Source organism: Halorubrum sp. DM2, assembly GCF_901686465.1.
Classification (GTDB): domain Archaea; phylum Halobacteriota; class Halobacteria; order Halobacteriales; family Haloferacaceae; genus Halorubrum.
Genome location: NZ_LR594487.1, coordinates 1,504,846 through 1,519,145, shown reverse-complemented (window position 1 = coordinate 1,519,145; position 14,300 = coordinate 1,504,846). Strand labels below are relative to the sequence as shown.

Genomic DNA, 14,300 nt, shown 5'->3' with positions numbered 1-14,300 from the left:
CGACCCCGAAGGGCGACCCGACCGACCGCGCGACGGAAACGGGCACGTCAGCCGACCGTCCGGCGCACCCACCCCGCCGCGCCGCTCGGGACCGACCCCGTGGACTCTCCGGTCTGGAGGGTCCCCTCGCCGTCGACCGCGCGGACGACGACCTCGCGGCTGCCGTCCGGGTCGAAGGTGTGCCGCCACTGCCGCCACACGTCGGCGTCGGGGAGCGCCTCGGAGAGGTCGGCGTCGGTCCACGTGTCGCCGCCGTCGGTCGACACCTCGACGCGGTCGATCCCGCGGGTCCCGGCGTAGGCGTGGCCGGCGAGTTCGATCCGCCCGTCGCTCAGCTCCGTGATCCCCTCGTCCCAGAGCTTGGCGACCGTCTTCACCTCGCCGGTCCCCTCCCAGCCGCGCTCCTCCCAGTAGCCGTCGTCCTCGACGTTCAGCAGCTCGATCTCCGAGAGCCACTTCACGTTCGTCTCGCCCCAGTGGCCCGGGATCAGTACCCGGACCGGATGGCCGTGGCCGGACGGTAGTTCCTTCCCGTTCATTCCCCACGCGAGGAACCCGTCGGCGAGCACGTCGACCGGGAACTGGACGTAGTACCCGTCCTCGCCGCGCAACATTGCGCAGTTACAGTCCCCCTGCGGGTCGACGGACTCCAGCAGCGGTCGAATCGGGGTCCCGGTCCAGACGGCGTTGTCCAGCTTCGGCCCGTTCAGGTCCTCCCCGACGCAGCGGAGCGTTATCGCCCGGTGTTCGACGGGGCGATCGATCAGCTCGTCGAAGTCGACCGTCCGATCGGACCCCGTCTCCCCGGTGAACGTCAGCGACCACTCCGCCGCGGTGACCTCCGGGTCGAACTCCGCGATGTCGACGTTGTAGAACTCCCCGATCGGACTCACCATCCCGTGGAGGTCGTCGCTCTCGACCGACAGCGACGCCGTCTCCAGCTCCTGTAGTCGCGCGGCAGCGCCCTCGGACCGCGGGGCGTCGGGAAGCGGCTCGTCGCTCCGCGCGACCGACCGCCGACCGACCACCGTCGCGCCGACGAACCCCAGCGTCCCGGCGAGGACGCCGAGCGTCCGGCGGCGGACCGCGTCGACGCCGCCGGTCAGGTCGTCCGCCTCCGTGAAGTCGTCCTCTGTCCCGTCGCTCCGCGGCGAGACCCATCCGAGCCCGACGACGGCCGCCGCGGGGAGCGCCGCGCCCAACGCGCCGGCCGAGACCCCCGTCAGCCCCGCGGCGAGCAGCCACGACCCGACGCCGGCGGCGGCGACGCCGACGGCGCGTCGATCGGCGCGCGCGGCGACCCGGAGGCCCGCGAACGCGACCGCGCCGAACAGCCCGACCGCGACTGCGACCGCCATGGCGATGTGGATCAGGTGTCCGGCGTCGCCGAGGGTCTCGATCGCGGTCGTCACGACCGGTCCGGGCGTCTGGTTGACGATGGTCTGGTCGATCGGACGAACGACGAACGACGGCGTCCACCCCGTGACGAGGTACGAGCCGGCGACCGCGGCCGCGCCGGCCGCCGCCGCGAGGAACGCGTCTCGATGCTCGGTAACGCTGATCATGATCTACGTGGGGGTTACGGTCACTTGAACCACGTCCTCGACTCTCGGGTACTCGTGGCCGTCGTCGACGTCGCTCAGTCGACGGACCGTTCCCCCTTCGTCGGCCCCCTGATCGGAGGCGTCCTGCGCGGGCGCTTGGTCGGGACCGGTGCCGGGCGGCTCCGCGTTCGGCTCCGTCCCGGCGTCGAACAGCGCGGCGGCGTCGGTGACGTCGCCGTCGACCGGCTCGCCGTCCTCGGGCCAGAGCGCGATCCCCCCCTCGTCCGTCGAGACGAAGACGTCGTTCGAGGGGACGAACATCGAGGCGAACGAGAGCCGCTGTCCGGGCGCGACGTCGACCTCGAACTCGAAGGCACCGCCGGGCGCGATCGGCGGCGCGCCCGGGACTTCCCCCGTCGGGTCGTTCGGGTCGGCGACCGTCTCGGCCGGGGTGTACGCGCCCGAGTGATGAACGTCTGTCGACACGTCGAGTTCGTCGACCAGCCCGTCCTCGCCCTCGAAGCCGGTCGGCGGTCCGGCCTCGGCGAGCGCTTCGAGACCGACCGACGCCGACTCGCCGAGGTCGTAGATCGGATTCCCGCCCTCGTGGACGGCGTACGCCCCCGGCGTGACCCAGACGGCACCGTCCGTCGACGTGTCCGCCGGATAGAACTCGGTCGAAGCGACGTTCTCGATCCGGACCCGCACCGTGGCCGTCTCCGTCATCCCGTCGTCGTCCATCGCGTCGTCGCCGTCGTCCATTCCACCGCCGTCGCTGCCGTTCATGTCGTCGTCGCCGTCCATCCCGCCGTCGCTGTCGTTCATCCCGTCGTCTCCCATGCCGTCGCCGTCTCCCATGCTGTCGCTGTCGTCTCCGCCGAGGCATCCGGCGAGCGCCAGCGTCGCGAGTCCGCCGCTCGTCGACAGGAACCGCCGCCGCGTGTCTTGTCTCGTCATGTTTCCTATGAGGGCGATATCGGGGATATAGATTTTTCAACTACCGGACAAATTCGGGGCGAAATCGGGGCGAGGTCCGTTCAAACTTCGTCTCAGATCCGGCCGCTGTCGGCGGATTCTCTGACAAGACGAGTCGACGGCGTCGGAGAACAAACGGACGAAAGAGATCGGTCGGAGCGGTGCGGCGGCGGTCGCGCCGCGTCAGGCCTCGCCGAGGTCGCGGAACATCGCGCGGTAGTCGTCGGTCGACAGCGACTCGCCGAGGTCGTCGATGTCGGCGTCCAAGTCCTCCAGCCGCTCGACGAGTTCGGCGTACGCCTCGTTCCCCTCGCGCTGTGCCGCCGGCTTCTGCGAGCTGAGCACCGCGCGCTTGCTGGCGAGCGCGGCGGCCTCTCGGACGAGGTCGTCGTACTCGCTGCGCGTCAGGAGCGTGTCGATGGCCGCGAGCAGCTTCGAGCGGCTCACCGGCTTGGTGAGGTACAGGTCGAACCCCATGTCGATGATGTCGAAGTCGGGCTCGACCGCGGTGACCATCGCCACGCGGCAGTCGTACCCCTCCTCGCGGATGTGTTCTAAGACGTCGTCGCCGCTCCCGTCCGGGAGCCGCCGGTCGAGAAGCACCACGTCGACGGCGGCGTCGACCTGATCGATCGCCTCGGCGGCGGTCTCGGCGACGTCGACGACGTACCGCTCCTCAAGGAAGCCGGCGTACAGCGCCGCGATGTCGGGCTCGTCCTCCACGACGAGTATCGACGGATCGCTCACCGTCGATCACCGTCGCGCGCGACGAGACACGCTTCACCGGGCATACACGAAGGAGCGGTATGTCGAGAGATAAAACTGTCGCCGTTCGTTCGCCCGATGTACTGAACCGTCTTTTATATACACCGCCCGCCAAAGGGGAGACGAATGTCAGAACTCGTCTCCACCGGGGTCGAGGGGCTCGACTCCATTCTCACCGGCGGTATCACCGAGCGATCGACGGTCCTTGTCTCGGGGAATCCGGGCACGGGCAAGAGTATCTTCGGAATCCAGTACCTCCACCACGGCGTCTCCGAACACGGGGAACGCGGCGTCTACGTCTCCTTCGAGGAGGACGAGGCCGACATCCGCGGCGCGGCCGAGTCAGTCGGCTTCGAGGGGTTCGACGAGATGGTCGAGGACGGCGACATCGTCATCCTCGACAAACGCGAGATGCTCCGCGAGACCGACTTCTCGACGGCCGTCGACCGTCTGCTGGATACCGTCGAGGACGGTGACTTCGACCGCCTCGTCCTCGACTCGCTGTCGATGTTCCAGCTCTTCTTCGACGCCGAACAGGAGAAGCGCACGTACCTGCTGAAGTTCTCGGACATCCTCAAGGCGAACGGACTCACGTCGCTGCTCATCAACGAGCAGGGTGCCGTCTTCCCCGACACCGAGGTCGGACTGGAGAACTTCCTCACGGACGGGAACATCTACTTCATCCAGACGCCGACCGACTCCGGCGTCAACCGCTACGTCTGGGTGGCGAAGATGCGGAAACAGGACATCGACACTGACATCTTCCCGATGGAGATCGGACAGGGGGGAATCACGGTCCACGAGCGCGCTGGCGGCTTCTCGATGATGGGCGGCTCCGACGACCGGCCGTCGTTCTGACGGGGAAGAATCCCGTCAGTTCGGCCGGCTACTCTCGCGAGGAGAGGTCGCGCCAGACGTCGTCGAGGCGGTTCTTCACCGCCGACCGCTCCTCGACCTCGACGGTGAGTCCGTCGCGGAAGTCGACCTCGACCCCGTCGACCTTCCGGCGGTACACCTTCACGCGCCGGTGTTCGTCCGAGAGCGGGCGGTCGTGTAGCTCCAGTAGGTCCGCCTCCTCCAGCTCGTTGATCCGCCGGTAACACGTCGCGATCGGGACGTCCAACTGGTCGCTGAGGTCCTGCGCCGACTTCGCGTCGCCCGTGGCCGTCAGGATGTCCGTGTTGTACTTGTTCCCGAGTACGGTGATCAGATCGTCCCCCACCATTCACGTTATCGAGATTGATTTCCGGGTAATAAAAGGCTACCGGTGGTCGTCAGACGCTCGATACGTTCCCAGTCAGTCGTTTTCGCGGTCGCGGGTCCGTCACAGGCGCGTTGCCTTGGTCGGCGTGTTATCGCCGCTGATACCCGCTCCCGTGGGTTTATATCCGGTCTCGGAACAAAGAGCGTATGGAACTCATCGAGGGGTTGTACCTGATGACGACCACCGTGTTGGCCGGCGCGAGCGCGACCCTCGTCGCGTTCGCGGTCGCGGCGTATCGGTCGTCCGGTCGCACGGCGATGGCGTACTTGGCGGTCGGCTTCGGACTCGTCGTCCTCGCGGCGGTCGGAACGCCCGCGGCCGCCTTCCGGACGGAATTCGGCAACGCCGAGGCGCTGCTCTTAGTTAACACCGGACTGCTGGCGGCGTCGATGGCCCTCATCGCGGGGAGCCTCGCCGTCTACGAGCCGGGGACACAGGAGTTCGTCATTCCCGAATCGGAGCTGTCGCGCCTACGCGATCGGTGAAAGAAACGCGGCCGCCGTCTCGTAGCTGTCGGACCATCTTTGCGGTCGACCCCGCGATCCTCGTAAACGAGATATCGATCCCCCGAAACTAGAGACTTTGCTGTTCCCCTTCCTACCAATCTCAGCTGTCTCTAACTGTCCGTTCGCCTTCCAGCCGGTCCTCAAGCTTCGGGAGTACTGCCACCGATCCACGACAGATCCAGACCTGATACTGTCGTGACGAAATCGTTGATATATTCTGTAACTACTTAGTCGGAAAAAGCACGAAAATCGCAGGACAGCAGATTTTTATCAACTTAGATAACCGGGCAAGTGATCTTAAGTAGGAATTCCCCATCCTACCGATAACGCCCGCCGGGCAGGCCGGGGGCCGACGCAACACACAATGTTCGAAACCATACTGGACGAGGAAGAGCGCGGTCAAGTGGGGATCGGCACCCTCATCGTGTTCATCGCGATGGTGCTGGTGGCGGCGATCGCCGCCGGCGTGCTGATCAACACGGCCGGGTTCCTCCAGACGCAGGCGGAAGCAACGGGCGAAGAGAGTACGAGTCAGGTGAGCGACCGGATTCAGGTCGTGAGCCAATCGGGTATCGTAAATTCCAGCGGCGATCAGATCAACGTCACCGATATTGACTTCGTCGTCGCGAAGGCCCCCGGTGCGGGCAGCATCGACCTCAACCAGACGAGTGTCGAACTCATCGGTGAAAACGGTCAGGAAACGTTCCAGCTCGACGAAATCGGCTCCGAAAACGTGGATATCTTCACGAGTCCGGACAGTGGGACCGTCGTTCTGACGGACAGCAGCGACCGGGCCGAAATCAGCGTCGACCTCGACGATCAGGTCACGTACGGGAACCTCTCCGCCGGTGACCGGCTGTCGGTGACGTTCACGACGGCGTCCGGTGCAACGACGACGACCGAGATCCGCGTCCCGACAACGCTGACGCAGGACCAGACTTCGGTGAGGCTGTAACAATGTTCGAATTCATCACTAACGACGACAACGACCGCGGTCAGGTCGGTATCGGTACACTCATCGTGTTCATCGCGATGGTGCTCGTCGCCGCCATCGCCGCCGGTGTGCTGATAAACACCGCCGGGTTCCTACAGTCGCAGGCTGAGGCGACGGGCCAAGAGAGTACGGACCTCGTGTCCGAGCGTATTGACGTGACGAGTACTGTCGGTATCGTGAACGAAACCGACGGCTCCACAACCGGTGACCTACAGGAGATTCGCGTCGGCGTCGCTGGCGCTGCCGGGTCCAACCAGATCGATCTGAGTTCCGCGACGATACAGGCCGTCGGCCCGAACGGGCAGCGGAACCTGATCTTCACGGACACGAATGAGACCGGTGACAGCGGGACTTCCCTCAGTGACGTCTCCGGATCGAAGGTCTCTAAGATTCCCAACGGTACGTTCGCAGTCCAGAACTCCAGCGGTAGCTTCGTCAACGCGAGCGAGGCAGTTCTGAACGACGAAGAGCGATTCACTGTCGTTCTCAACCCCGAGACCCAGCCGTTCGGCCTCGGCGCAGGTGAAGGCGAATACTTCGGTGAAGGCGACACCTCGTCGCTCGACATCGTCTCACCCTCGGGCGCGACGACCAGCGTCGAACTCCGGGCTCCCGACCTGTTCAACGAGAACGGCGAAGCGGTCCGGCTGTAACGCTCTGAATCGCCGTCTGTCTTATTATTATCTAGTCATGTTGAGTGACATCTACGTCTCTTCTACTGATTATTACATCCAATATATTGGACCGGTTGCTTATCAATACATCTCGCATTTCGTCGTATAGAGCCCGGGAGCGGACTCCGCGGGCGCTCGATATACAAATGTTCGACGCAACAACCGACGACGACCGCGGTCAAGTGGGCATCGGCACGCTCATCGTGTTCATCGCGATGGTGCTGGTGGCGGCGATCGCGGCGGGCGTACTGATCAACACGGCCGGCTTTCTGCAGACGCAGGCGGAAGCGACCGGCGAAGAGAGTACAGCACAGGTCTCTGACCGAATTCAGATCGTGAGCCAGTCCGGCAACGTGACTGACAACACGGTCGACGAGCTCCAGTTCGTGGTGGCGAAGGCCCCCGGATCGGGATACATCGATCTCAACCGGACGACGATCGAGTTCGTCGGAGAACAGGGACAGGCAACCGTCCAGGTCCAGAACCTCACTACTGACGTCGAGAACATCCTCGGCACAGAAAACGACGTTCTCACGGACAGCAGCGACCGCGCGCTCGTGACGGTGGATGTCACCACTGCCGACGTGGAGGGATACAGCGCGCTCGCCGAGGGCGAGCGGCTGGCCGTGACGTTCACTTCGTCGTCCGGCGCGACGACGACCGCGGAACTCCGCGTCCCGACAACACTGACGAGTGACCAGACTTCGGTGAGGCTGTAACAATGTTCGAGTTCATCAACAACGACGACGACCGCGGTCAGGTCGGTATCGGCACGCTCATCGTGTTCATCGCGATGGTGCTTGTCGCCGCCATCGCCGCTGGCGTCCTCATCAACACGGCTGGATTCCTCCAGTCTCAGGCGGAAGCGACCGGTCAAGAGAGTACGGACCTCGTCTCCGAGCGAATCGACGTGACGAGCACTGTCGGCATCGTTAACGACAGCACCAATCCACAGACCCTCTCTGAGATCCGCGTTGGCGTTGCGGGTGCGGCCGGCTCCACTCAGATCGACCTGAGTTCGGCGACGATACAGGCTGTCGGCCCCAACGGGCAGGCAAACCTGATCTTTACTGACAATGATAACGCTACGGCAAATGGGGATACAGACGGTACGCTGCTGGACGATCCCTCTCTTGGAGTCAGTGACATTCCTGAAGGAACGTTCGCGGTCCAGAATTCCACCGGGAACTTCACAACCGCGTCCGAAGCGGTCCTGAACGACGACGAGCGGTTCACCGTCGTCTTCAACCCGGAAACCGATCCGTTTGGCGCGACGGACGACGCGTTCAGTCAAGGAGAGCAGACATCGCTCGACATCGTCTCGCCCTCGGGCGCGACGACCAGCGTCGACCTCCGCGCGCCCGACCTCTTCACCGAGGGCGGCGAAGCGGTCCGGCTCTAACGAGCCTCGAACAGCGCGGTAACCACCTTGCGGCGGCTCGGCCGCCCGCAACACCTATTTTTCGGCGTGCGCTACCACGACCCATGAGTGACGACGACGCGCTACCGGCCGATCCGGAGGAGCTCGACTTCACCGACGACGAGAGCGTCGTCGAGATCGGGGACGGCCGCTACGTCGTCGGGACGAACGGCCGCCCCAACGTCGGTCGATCGCGCGGGCAGCACCACGCGCCGCCCGCGGACGACGACTCCGGCTTCACCGCGGCCGACCCGGCGAACCCCTCGGATCGCCGTCCCGCCGGCGACGACCCGCGGGCGAGCGCGGCCGGCCCCGGCGTCGGCGAACGCGACCAGCCTGCTGGCGGTCACCCCAACGCCGGCGGCCAGCCCAACCCCGCCGAGCAACCCCACGGCGGAGAACGGTCCGGCGGGAACCCGCCCGGCGGAGGGCAGCCACCGCCGAACGCCGCCGGCGGACAGCGCCGAAATCGGTCCGCGGCCGGGAGCGACGCGGTCGACCGACAGGCGGTGAGCCGATGGCTGGCCGACTCCTTCGAGGGCGACGGGTTCGCGTACGGCATCGACGCGACGCTCCACGCGAACGGCGACACCACCCGACAGCGGATGGTCTCGAACGACGTGACGGCGACGTTCGACACGCTCGTCTCGTGGTTCGCGTCGAACGCCGGTCCGAGCTCGCCGACTCCGGAGGCCATCGGCCTGCTGCTCGCCGCCTCCGAGACCACCGTCGATATCCCGCCGGTGATGATAAAGCGGTTCGCGGCGAGTCAGGGACTCTCCGCGAGCGACAGCATCGGGGACCTGGTTCGAGCAGCCGAAGAGCAGGGCGGTTTCAGGATCGAGTGATTCCGCGAGGACCTACAGCAGGACCAGAAGCGCAACGCCGATCAGCGCGAATATTGCGTAGAGCCCGGCCATCACCTCTCGTTTCAGGGAACTCCCCAGCGGCCGGGCGGTGAGCCGTCGGACCGGCGGCAAGATCACGATCCCCGCGAGGATCAGCGGAAAGGCACCGATCGCCGGGACGAGCGTGAGCGCGACGACGGTCGTCCCGTAGCCGAGGACGTAACAGCCGCGCCGCCAGAGCTGCTTTCGGGTCGGTGAGGTCTCCATGTCCGCGACCCCGTCCGGCCCGCCGCCGCCATCTCCCGCCTCCGCCCCCCGCCGCGACCTGTTGCGCCTGCCGTTGGACGTACTCGTCGAGCTCTTCGGCCGCGTCCTCCGTCTGCGGAGCGCCGCACTCCGAGCAGTATCGGTCACCGTCGTCGGTCGACGCATCACAGCGGGGACACGATGGCATTCTGATCGAAGTCCCACTCCCGTCGGATTTAATTCTTCGGGGAACGCCCGATCGGCGGACCCCGCCGTCGTCTTCCGATCTCCCCGATCGACGCGTCCGAACTCGTCCTGCGATTTTTGTCGGTGATAATCGAGAGGGTACGCTTTAGTCGGTGACTCACGGAGTCCCGCCCAACCGACGGCGGGCCGGTCCGCGGCCCGCCATCTGAGAACTCCCACACACGATGACACCCGAATGCCCTCCGGACGACGCCGACTGCTCCTCAGCCGACGCTGACCGCCTCTCATACGACTCGACCGAGCGCGACGAGCGCTCCGCCGCCACGGAGACGAGCGCGCGGCGCTCGACGCTCCGGGCCGCGGTCATCGCGCTCGTCGCCTGCCTCGCGCTCGTCGTCGCCGCGGCCGCCGGCCCCGGAGTCGTCGCCATCTCGTCGGAGGGTCCGACGCCGACGACTCAGGCGGGGAACGCCGCTCCGCTCACCGCGGACGACCGCCGGGCGATCGCCGCCGACCCGTCCGACCGAGCCGAGATCAGCGGCGGGTTCAGCCGAAACGTGTACACCGGTGTCGCCGGGGATCCTGTTGACATCAGGTATACCGCCGAAGCCACTGGGGATGACGAAGCCTACCTGCTCGTCGGCGGGAACCGACTCACCGACTCGGGGCAGTCTGTCGGCTACGTTGACGTCCTCAAATTGAACGAATTTGACGACACGATCAACACGCGAACCCTCGGGACCGACGCGACCGACCCTGCGAGCTGTAGCCAGACCGACTGTAGCATTGAGTTCCGTGACGAGAACGGGGAACTGATCGCCGGGAACCTCTCCGCTGCCCGAAATTCTTCGGAAATACCGGGCGCGACCGGTGCCGGCGGACTTCCGCGCCCGATAGCCCCGCAGCGATACCGGCTGGCGATCACCAACGGGACGTTCGTCGTCGAGAATTCGGGGCAAGTGACGCCGGTCGAGATGGCCGGGCGGGCGGAACTCGTCTTGGAGAAGCCGAGGTTCCACGACGAGGTTGAGGTGTTCACCACCGCCGACCGCGACGACCTCCCGGACGCCGACCCCGACGCCGAGGAGTCGCTCGACGCGCTCCGGGAGAACGGACTCGACCGGACCGCCGTGACGAAGGGCGACCGGGTCGTGCTCGGGTTCGAGTCGAGCGGTATCTGGGGCGCGCTCTCGCACTTCGCCGGGTCGACCGAGGACGCACAGGCCGGAACGGAGCTCGACCATACCGTCCTGACCGACTTCCTCGGTGCCGAGGAGGGGGTCTCGCTCCGGGTCCGACAGACCAATCCCGGTCGGAACCGCGCGCCGTCGGAGATCGATCTCTCGGCGGCCGACCCGGACGACGTCTCACTGATATTGGCCGACGCGAGCGAGGGAACGGCTGGCGACGACGACCCGACGGCCGGGCGCTTCTACATCGTCTTGGACACGAGCGACGGGGGACCGTTCACGAGGGACCCCGAGCCCGGCGACGAGTTCGCCGTCGAGTTCGCGCTGGAGGGGACCGAGGGCGAGCGGTACGAGTTCGGTGGCGACGGTGAGGGGCCGCCTCCCGCGTTCGACGCGACCCCCTCGTCGTCCGGACAGTTCCCCTACTGGGAGGCGGCGGACGGCGGCGTCAGCGCTGAGGCGTCGTTCTCCGTCCGGGAACGGTACATCCGGTACGACCACGTCACCGACGACGGCGAGCTCCTCGTTGAGGCGGACGGCGGGACGGTCACGGGGACGACCTCGATCCTTCCGGTCGAGGAGATGGCCGCGAACTTCGTGAACGACGCCGGCGAGCCGATCCGGACGGAGGCGACGATGGAGGTCTCGGACGGGAACTTCACAATTGACGCCGGTCTCGACGGCGTCTCGCCCGGAACTCGCCTGAACTACGAGCTGTACCAAGGGACGTCGCTCAAGGACAGCCGGACCGTCGTCGTCGTCTCCAACACGTCTGACCCGGACCGGCTCGAAATCGAGAACGCCACCGCGAACGCCACTGTCATCGAAGACGGGAACCTCTCCGCGCTCGCCGTCGACGTCCGTAACGTCGGCGGTCTCGAAGGCGAGGGAACGCTCTCGCTCGACGTCGACGACGGGAATCTCACCGCCTCCCGCGACCTGACGCTGTCCGGGAACGAGTCGCGCACCGTCGCGTTCTCGTCCGTGAGCGTCGACCGTCTCGACCCCGGCGAGTACCCCTTCACCGTCGCGGTCGACGGCGACGTGCGGAACGGGACGCTGAACGTCACGGACGATCCGGCGAAGACGACGCTCGACGATGACGACGCGGACTCCGATGACGGAAACGGGACCGACGACGGAAACGGCACGGATGACGCGGACTCGACCGACCCCTCCGACGCGGGGAGTGACGGGTCTGGAGACGACGACGCGTCGACGGGGAGCGAGAACGGCTCGGAGTCGGACGAGAATTCCTCGGACTCGGACGGCGATTCGGGCGGCGAGGACGGGGAAGACGGGCCGGCGACGTTCCTGCCGTTCGGCATCGGGACGCGCGAGACGTTCGGCGGAACGGTCCTCGTCGGGGCGACGTACCTCCTCGGTCACTGGGTGTGAGCTGCGGTCCGACTCTCAGCCGTCCCTCGGCTCTCGGATCTATTCTCAGCACTGAGAACCGCGGGGGAGCGATTAAGTGATCGCTGTACCCCGGTTCAGACAACAATGGCTACGCGGGTACTCATCGCCGACGACTCGGAGTTCATGCGGAACCTCCTCCGAGAGATTCTCGAAGGAGAGTTCGAGATCGTCGGGGAGGCGGAAAACGGCGTCGAGGCGGTCAACATGTACGAGGAACACGGGCCGGACCTCGTGATGATGGACATCGTGATGCCGATCCGCGACGGGATCGAGGCGACGACGGAGATCTTAGAGGAGAACCCGGAGGCGACGGTGATCATGTGCACCAGCGTCGGGCAGGAGGAGAAGATGAAGGCGGCGATCAAGGCGGGCGCTGAGGGGTACATCACGAAGCCGTTCCAGAAGCCGAACGTGCTCGACGCCATCGGCTCGGCGGTATAATGCGGGTCGACGTTCGCGCGCTCGGCGCGTGTAACCGCCTCGCGGAACAGGGGGCGAAACAGGCCGCCGGCGCGCTCTCGGACCTGACCGGGACGGACCTCGCGGTCGAGGTGACCGGCGCGAGCGTCGCCAGCGGGGAGGACCTCGCGGAGTCGTTCGCGGGCCGGGAGTCCATCGGCGTGAGCGTCGGCCTCCGCGGCGGGCTGGACGGTGAGGCGGTCCTCGCGTTCGACGCCGTCAACGCCGACGCGCTGCTCTCGCTTCTCCCCGGCGGGCAGTCGATGGAACGGAGCGCGGTGACGGAGGTCGGCAACATCGCGCTGGGCGGCTTCCTCGACGGCTGGGCGAACTACCTCGGCAAGGCGATCGACATGTCGCCGCCGCGGTACTTCGAGGCGGACGGCGCGGCGGTGCTGCCGGACGGGGCGCTCGCCGGCGACGGCGTGTTCCTCTTCGAGAGCCGGCTGGACGCGACGACGACCGACCTCGACTTCTCCATCTACATGCTGCCCGACTCGGGGCCCTTCCGCGACCTCATCGTCGGGAAGACGGCCCCCGCGGCAGGCGGCGGTAACGCGCCCGCTGCGGCGGCAAACGGCGGCACCACCAGCACGGCGGTCCCCTACGAGTCGCTGTCGACGTTCTCGTCGCTGGCGAAGGAGGGGTCGGCGAACGCGGCCGACAACATCGCGATGATGACCGGGCTGGAGACCAGCGTTGACGTGAGCCGGCTCCGGTTCGTCCCGCTCGCCGACGTGCCCGCCGAGGTCGGCACCGAGCCGCACGCGGGCACGGTGTTCGAGCTTCAGGGGCAGCCGAGCGGCTACCTCGCCATCCTCTTCGAGGAGTCGTCGGCGGCGGCCGTCGCGGACGCGATGTTACCGATGGACCCCGACGAGCCGCTCGGCGACATGGCCGAGAACGCGCTCTGCGAGCTCGGCAACGTGATGACGAGCGGGTTCATCGACGGCTGGGCGAACGTGCTCGGCACGACGATCACCCACTCCCCGCCGGAGTTCGTCCACGACATCGGCGCGTCGACGATCAGCCCGCTCGTTGCCAAGCTGAGCGAGCGACAGGACTACGGGTTCGTGATCGACACCGCGATCCGGACGGAGGGGATCCAGGCGCGGTGTGACGTGTACGCGCTCCCCGACGAGCGCGAACTGGCGCGGGCGCTCGACCGGCTCTCGGAGTCGTGACCCGCTCGCTCTCCGACGATCGGCCGGACGACCCGGCGGACCGAACGGGGAGCGACGCGGTCGGCGACGCGGAGCCGACCGTTGTCACCGGCGGTCCGACGGCCGACGACCGCGGCCGGATCAAGGTCGGCGTGGGCGAACTCGCGGTCACGAGCGACGACGCGGTGCTGACGACCAGCGGCCTCGGCTCCTGCGTCGCGGTCGCGCTCGTCGACGACCGGGCGGGCGTCCGCGGGCTCCTCCACGCCATGCTGCCGGCGGGCGAGGGGCGGACCACCGCGGTCTCGCGGCCCGCGAAGTACGTCGACACCGGGGTCGACTCGCTGATCGCGGCGCTCGACGACGCCGGCGGCGATCCCCGGCGCCTGGAGGCGCGGGTCGCCGGCGGGGCCGAGATGCTCGATCTCACCGACGCGGTCGGTCCGCGCAACGTGGAACGGGTCGGCGAGGTACTCGACGCGGCCGGCGTTCCGATCGTCGCCAGCGACGTCGGCGACACCGTCGGCCGGACGGTCCGGTTCGGTCCCGACGGGCGTCTCGTCGTCCGGGCCGCGGACGGTTTCGAACGCGCGATCTGACCGCGGTTCGGCCGTCGGATCTCTCCC

General features: G+C 66.9%; 15 protein-coding genes and 1 pseudogene. 11 read left to right on the top strand and 5 right to left on the bottom strand.

Annotation, left to right across the window (positions count from 1 at the left end):
• Nucleotides 1-47: 47 nt before the first annotated feature.
• From QOL69_RS07815 to QOL69_RS07805, 3 genes are all read right to left on the bottom strand, one after another.
• Nucleotides 48-1,565: a molybdopterin-dependent oxidoreductase gene (locus tag QOL69_RS07815; RefSeq protein ID WP_283402729.1), complete on the bottom strand. Its 1,518-nt coding sequence runs from the start codon at nucleotides 1,563-1,565 to the stop codon at nucleotides 48-50.
• 3 nt (nucleotides 1,566-1,568) lie between these two features.
• A complete protein-coding gene (locus QOL69_RS07810) occupies nucleotides 1,569-2,501 on the bottom strand; it encodes a spondin domain-containing protein (protein ID WP_283402728.1) in 933 nt (310 codons plus the stop codon).
• Nucleotides 2,502-2,702: 201 nt separating this feature from the next.
• A complete protein-coding gene (locus QOL69_RS07805) occupies nucleotides 2,703-3,266 on the bottom strand; it encodes a HalX domain-containing protein (protein ID WP_283402727.1) in 564 nt (187 codons plus the stop codon).
• 144 nt (nucleotides 3,267-3,410) lie between these two features.
• Here QOL69_RS07805 and QOL69_RS07800 point away from each other — a divergent pair, with 144 nt between their 5' ends.
• Nucleotides 3,411-4,142, top strand: coding sequence for an RAD55 family ATPase (locus QOL69_RS07800; RefSeq protein WP_048077907.1), 732 nt, complete (start codon nucleotides 3,411-3,413; stop codon nucleotides 4,140-4,142).
• Between the two features lie 28 nt (nucleotides 4,143-4,170).
• Here the strand turns inward: QOL69_RS07800 and QOL69_RS07795 are convergent, their stop codons facing one another.
• On the bottom strand, nucleotides 4,171-4,509 hold the full coding sequence (locus tag QOL69_RS07795; RefSeq protein WP_004597591.1) for a helix-turn-helix domain-containing protein: 339 nt from the start codon (nucleotides 4,507-4,509) through the stop codon (nucleotides 4,171-4,173).
• 185 nt (nucleotides 4,510-4,694) lie between these two features.
• Between QOL69_RS07795 and QOL69_RS07790 the strand changes: the two genes are divergently transcribed.
• The 6 genes from QOL69_RS07790 (at nucleotide 4,695) to QOL69_RS07765 (ending at nucleotide 8,990) form a co-directional block, all read left to right on the top strand.
• Complete coding sequence (locus tag QOL69_RS07790; RefSeq protein ID WP_048077908.1) at nucleotides 4,695-5,033, top strand: hypothetical protein; 339 nt, start codon at nucleotides 4,695-4,697, stop codon at nucleotides 5,031-5,033.
• Nucleotides 5,034-5,418: 385 nt separating this feature from the next.
• Nucleotides 5,419-6,009, top strand: a complete 591-nt coding sequence (locus QOL69_RS07785) for a flagellin (RefSeq protein ID WP_283402726.1) — start codon at nucleotides 5,419-5,421, stop codon at nucleotides 6,007-6,009.
• A 2-nt stretch (nucleotides 6,010-6,011) separates the two neighbouring features.
• Nucleotides 6,012-6,701 carry a flagellin gene (locus QOL69_RS07780; RefSeq protein WP_283402725.1) on the top strand — a complete coding sequence of 230 codons (690 nt, stop codon included), beginning with the start codon at nucleotides 6,012-6,014 and terminating at the stop codon, nucleotides 6,699-6,701.
• A gap of 167 nt (nucleotides 6,702-6,868) precedes the next feature.
• Complete coding sequence (locus QOL69_RS07775; protein WP_283402724.1) at nucleotides 6,869-7,441, top strand: flagellin; 573 nt, start codon at nucleotides 6,869-6,871, stop codon at nucleotides 7,439-7,441.
• Between the two features lie 2 nt (nucleotides 7,442-7,443).
• The gene (locus QOL69_RS07770) at nucleotides 7,444-8,124 is read left to right on the top strand and encodes a flagellin (RefSeq protein WP_283402723.1); all 681 of its coding nucleotides are present in this window, start codon (nucleotides 7,444-7,446) and stop codon (nucleotides 8,122-8,124) included.
• Between the two features lie 83 nt (nucleotides 8,125-8,207).
• Nucleotides 8,208-8,990, top strand: a complete 783-nt coding sequence (locus QOL69_RS07765; protein ID WP_283402722.1) for a DUF7500 family protein — start codon at nucleotides 8,208-8,210, stop codon at nucleotides 8,988-8,990.
• Nucleotides 8,991-9,002: 12 nt separating this feature from the next.
• On the opposite strand, the pseudogene QOL69_RS07760 reads toward QOL69_RS07765, so the two are convergent.
• A pseudogene (locus QOL69_RS07760) lies at nucleotides 9,003-9,444 on the bottom strand (zinc ribbon domain-containing protein).
• Between the two features lie 223 nt (nucleotides 9,445-9,667).
• Between QOL69_RS07760 and QOL69_RS07755 the strand changes: the two are divergent.
• The 4 genes from QOL69_RS07755 to QOL69_RS07740 all read left to right on the top strand — a co-directional run bounded on the left by QOL69_RS07755 (nucleotide 9,668) and on the right by QOL69_RS07740 (nucleotide 14,273).
• Nucleotides 9,668-12,031, top strand: a complete 2,364-nt coding sequence (locus QOL69_RS07755) for a BGTF surface domain-containing protein (protein WP_283402721.1) — start codon at nucleotides 9,668-9,670, stop codon at nucleotides 12,029-12,031.
• 105 nt (nucleotides 12,032-12,136) lie between these two features.
• Complete coding sequence (gene cheY, locus QOL69_RS07750; RefSeq protein ID WP_008008138.1) at nucleotides 12,137-12,493, top strand: chemotaxis protein CheY; 357 nt, start codon at nucleotides 12,137-12,139, stop codon at nucleotides 12,491-12,493.
• Nucleotides 12,493-13,695, top strand: a complete 1,203-nt coding sequence (locus QOL69_RS07745) for a chemotaxis protein CheC (RefSeq protein ID WP_283402720.1) — start codon at nucleotides 12,493-12,495, stop codon at nucleotides 13,693-13,695. Before cheY ends, QOL69_RS07745 begins: the two co-directional genes overlap by 1 nt.
• Complete coding sequence (locus tag QOL69_RS07740) at nucleotides 13,692-14,273, top strand: chemotaxis protein CheD (protein WP_283402719.1); 582 nt, start codon at nucleotides 13,692-13,694, stop codon at nucleotides 14,271-14,273. Before QOL69_RS07745 ends, QOL69_RS07740 begins: the two co-directional genes overlap by 4 nt.
• The last annotated feature ends 27 nt before the right edge of the window (nucleotides 14,274-14,300 follow it).

Excerpts from the sequence above, each read along its gene's own strand:
- QOL69_RS07815 (WP_283402729.1), bottom strand. The coding sequence starts at position 1,565 with ATGATCAGCGTTACCGAGCATCGAGACGCGTTCCTCGCGGCGGCGGCC.
- QOL69_RS07810 (WP_283402728.1), bottom strand. The coding sequence starts at position 2,501 with ATGACGAGACAAGACACGCGGCGGCGGTTCCTGTCGACGAGCGGCGGA.
- QOL69_RS07800 (WP_048077907.1), top strand. The coding sequence starts at position 3,411 with ATGTCAGAACTCGTCTCCACCGGGGTCGAGGGGCTCGACTCCATTCTC.
- QOL69_RS07795 (WP_004597591.1), bottom strand. The coding sequence starts at position 4,509 with ATGGTGGGGGACGATCTGATCACCGTACTCGGGAACAAGTACAACACG.
- QOL69_RS07790 (WP_048077908.1), top strand. The coding sequence starts at position 4,695 with ATGGAACTCATCGAGGGGTTGTACCTGATGACGACCACCGTGTTGGCC.
- QOL69_RS07785 (WP_283402726.1), top strand. The coding sequence starts at position 5,419 with ATGTTCGAAACCATACTGGACGAGGAAGAGCGCGGTCAAGTGGGGATC.
- QOL69_RS07780 (WP_283402725.1), top strand. The coding sequence starts at position 6,012 with ATGTTCGAATTCATCACTAACGACGACAACGACCGCGGTCAGGTCGGT.
- QOL69_RS07775 (WP_283402724.1), top strand. The coding sequence starts at position 6,869 with ATGTTCGACGCAACAACCGACGACGACCGCGGTCAAGTGGGCATCGGC.
- QOL69_RS07770 (WP_283402723.1), top strand. The coding sequence starts at position 7,444 with ATGTTCGAGTTCATCAACAACGACGACGACCGCGGTCAGGTCGGTATC.
- QOL69_RS07765 (WP_283402722.1), top strand. The coding sequence starts at position 8,208 with ATGAGTGACGACGACGCGCTACCGGCCGATCCGGAGGAGCTCGACTTC.
- QOL69_RS07755 (WP_283402721.1), top strand. The coding sequence starts at position 9,668 with ATGACACCCGAATGCCCTCCGGACGACGCCGACTGCTCCTCAGCCGAC.
- cheY (WP_008008138.1), top strand. The coding sequence starts at position 12,137 with ATGGCTACGCGGGTACTCATCGCCGACGACTCGGAGTTCATGCGGAAC.
- QOL69_RS07745 (WP_283402720.1), top strand. The coding sequence starts at position 12,493 with ATGCGGGTCGACGTTCGCGCGCTCGGCGCGTGTAACCGCCTCGCGGAA.